We start from the raw sequence: 3,146 nt of genomic DNA on the forward strand, positions 1-3,146 counted from the left end.
CATCCGCTACCACTACGACTTCAACGGCAACCGTACCGCCACCGTCCTGCCCGACGGCAGACAGATCAACTACCTGTATTACGGCAGCGGCCACCTGCACCAAATCAGCCTCGACGACGAAGTCATCTCCGACATCGAACGCGATAAGCTGCACCGCGAAATCTACCGCACACAGGGTAAACTCGCCAGCCGTTACGAACTCGATCCCTTAGGCCGTCTGAAAAGGCAAATTGCCGCACTCAACGATCTGACGCAGACCGAGACAGCGAAAAATGCAGTAACATCGGCTTATGCCGTCAAACGCAGCTACGGCTATGACCGTACCGGCAACCTGATCCACAGTACCGACCAACGGACGGGCACGACCCGGTTTGAATACGACAAACTGGGCCGGATTACCAAAGCCGGCAGCGAACTGTTCGCCTTCGACCCCGCGCACAATATCCTGTCCGACAACAACAGCCCTACCGTCCCCGACAACCGCCTGAAAACCTACAACGGCAGCAGCTATTACTACGACGAGCTCGGCAACCTGATCCACCGCGAACTGGCCGACGGCGAAGTGCAGAACTATTTCTACGACCTGCATGACCAACTGGTTAAAGTAGAAATCTTCAAAAAAGACGGCACGAAAGAGACTTGGGCCTACAGCTACGACGCCTTGGGCAGAAGGATAGGCAAAGGTCGTCTGAAAACCAGTCAGGAAGTTTCAGACGACCTCGAAGAGGAAACCGGATTCGTTTGGGACGGCAGCCACCTCTTGCAGGAAGTCCACCCGGACGGCAGATATACCTATATCTATACCGATCCCGATAGCTACGAACCCTTGGCACAGGTACATAACTGGACCAACGAAGAAGGCGAAAGCCGCCAACAAACCCACTACTTCCACTGCGACCAAATCGGCATTCCGAGAGAGATGACCGATGAAGACGGCAACCTCTTGTGGTTTGGCAACTATACCGGCTGGGGCAAACTGAAGAGTGAAACCAACATATCCGGAACTGCTCACCAACCCTTCCGCCTGCAGAACCAGTATTGCGACCGTGAGACGGGGCTGCATTACAACTTCTTCAGGTATTACGAGCCTGATGCGGGTCGGTTTGTGAATCAGGATCCGATTGGGTTGTTTGGAGGTAGTAATTTTTATATGTTTGCCTTCAATATATCTCGTTGGCTTGATCCATTAGGTCTAAAAGGAAAGTCAAAACGATCATGCGAAGAGATTGGGCAAGATATTGATAGATTAATTAATAGAGATAAACGGAAATGTAACAATGGTGGCACTCATGGTTTGCGCCATAGGTTCAATGAACAAATTAATGGTCGCAATGGTCCTGGTACCCAGTCGTGGAAAACACATGAACAGGAAATCAAGAATCAACAGAAAAGCCTTAGAGACCGTTTGCAGGAGTGGAACGATTCAGGTTGTGGAAGTCCCCCTTCTGGGGCGTGGAAGTGGGCGACAAAACCAGTTCCTCAGCCTAAACAGTGGAAAAATCCTGCTGTTCCGAGGTCTACTGTAGAAACAGGAGCAAAAGTTGTTGCTGGTGCTGGAGCTGCATATATAGTTTATCGAATTGTTCGGTTTTTGCCTTCTTTACTCCCTCCTTTATGGGGAACAATTCCTGCAAATGCTGCCATACCTTAAAATATAGAAAGTAAGACATGAAAAAAAACAATCTAATTTTGTTAATTAAAAATCAAATGTCAGATAAACAAAAAAATGAAAATGCTTTACATTTAAATACACTTTTACTAAACTCAATAGAAAATCCTAGTATAGATAATGATTATTTCATAGAATTATTTAGCTATTATTCTAACATATCCCAAGGAGAAGTAAGTGAACTATTTAATTTACTACAATCTTTAACCAAAAATGAAATTAATATAATTTATGATTTTTTAGAATATATTTCTAAGTTTATCAAAGATTTAGGAGTGAATTATGAATTTGAAAAATTTCTTATGGAGGTAAAATATATACAAGAACGAAATTGTCTAGAAGAAAAAATTAAGCCTACTTTCCCAATTTTTAAAGTTGATAAAAATAACATCATAAGTTTTGATGATAGTGATAACTTTTATATATTTTCTATAATGCAACTATCTACTAAAACTTGGATTGAGATAACATATGATGATTTTCTCTCAATACTTGAATCACTAGAGTGGCAAGCCTTTACTAATAAGGCTATATTATATTTTACTCCTTGCTGTTTAAAATATATTTTTTCTAATTTATCTAAATTCTATTTATATGGTTACGTTGTTGACTTTTTATATATTGCCCTAAGAGACCAAAGTACGATATTTAACACTAATCAAATCAACTTAATTATTGATTTTCTTAAATTAATCCAAAATTTTAACCAGGAAATTAGTGTTGAAACACAAAAAAAAATAACAAGTATTATCCAACTTTATTTATAACTTCCGGGCCGCAAGGGCATACTTTCCCGTACCGCCACCAAACCGGCCTGGCCGATGCGCCATTCTTCCTCGGTTAAAATCCGCAAACGCTATATCGTGCGCACCGGCGATATGTTCCATATGAACGGCAAGTTCAGCAAAAGACTTCCCCCTAAAACCTGTCTGTCCTGTAAGGGTGCAGTGGGTGCCGGTCGGCCGGTGAATCCGATACACGGTTTGAAGTTTTGGAGGGTGAAACCGACTTTGCCTTTGAAGGCATTTTGCCTCTAGTATGGAGCCGCAGCTATTATTCCGACCAAGACGGTACCGGCTGGCTCGGCGAGGGTTGGAGCGTACCTGGCTGCCAACGCATTATCCGCGATGCGGCCGGATTGGCCTATATCGACCCGCTGAAACACATCACCCGTTTCGAATATGCCGGCAACGGTCTGTTGCTGTCGGTAACCGATCCGAACGGCAGCAGTACCGCCTACCACTATAACGAAAACCATCAGCCCGACCGGATTACCGACTGCTCCGGTTACGAAACCAAACTGGCCTACACCCCTGAAGGACAGCTGGTGCGTATTACCGATGCGCTGGGACAGCACACCGAATACCACTACGACGCCAATCAAAACCTCACCCTCGCCCTCTATCCAGACGGCAGCAAAGAGACCTTCGGCTACGATGCTGCAGGTCGTTTGACCACCCATACCGACGGCGAAGGC

Annotated in this window: 4 protein-coding genes; all 4 read left to right on the forward strand. The window is 44.9% G+C overall.

All coding sequences use genetic code 11. The features are described 5' to 3' along the window. Positions 1-1,651 (forward strand): RHS repeat-associated core domain-containing protein (locus ACTHUM_RS11040; protein ID WP_440361299.1); only part of this gene is annotated, 1,651 nt, incomplete at its 5' end. Positions 1,652-1,668: 17 nt separating this feature from the next. Then, the gene (locus tag ACTHUM_RS11045) at positions 1,669-2,436 is read left to right on the forward strand and encodes a hypothetical protein (RefSeq protein ID WP_070625102.1); all 768 of its coding nucleotides are present in this window, start codon (positions 1,669-1,671) and stop codon (positions 2,434-2,436) included. Between the two features lie 54 nt (positions 2,437-2,490). Continuing rightward, positions 2,491-2,706: a hypothetical protein gene (locus ACTHUM_RS11050; RefSeq protein WP_079453697.1), complete on the forward strand. Its 216-nt coding sequence runs from the start codon at positions 2,491-2,493 to the stop codon at positions 2,704-2,706. Then, the coding region (locus ACTHUM_RS11055) for a DUF6531 domain-containing protein (protein ID WP_440361301.1) at positions 2,697-3,146 on the forward strand (450 nt) is incomplete at its 3' end. The genes ACTHUM_RS11050 and ACTHUM_RS11055, both read left to right, overlap by 10 nt.

This window comes from Neisseria sp. P0021.S006 (assembly GCF_051956895.1).

Bases quoted from the DNA above. Each gene is read 5' to 3' on its own strand.
- ACTHUM_RS11045 (WP_070625102.1), top strand. From the start codon at position 1,669: ATGAAAAAAAACAATCTAATTTTGTTAATTAAAAATCAAATGTCAGAT.
- ACTHUM_RS11050 (WP_079453697.1), top strand. From the start codon at position 2,491: ATGCGCCATTCTTCCTCGGTTAAAATCCGCAAACGCTATATCGTGCGC.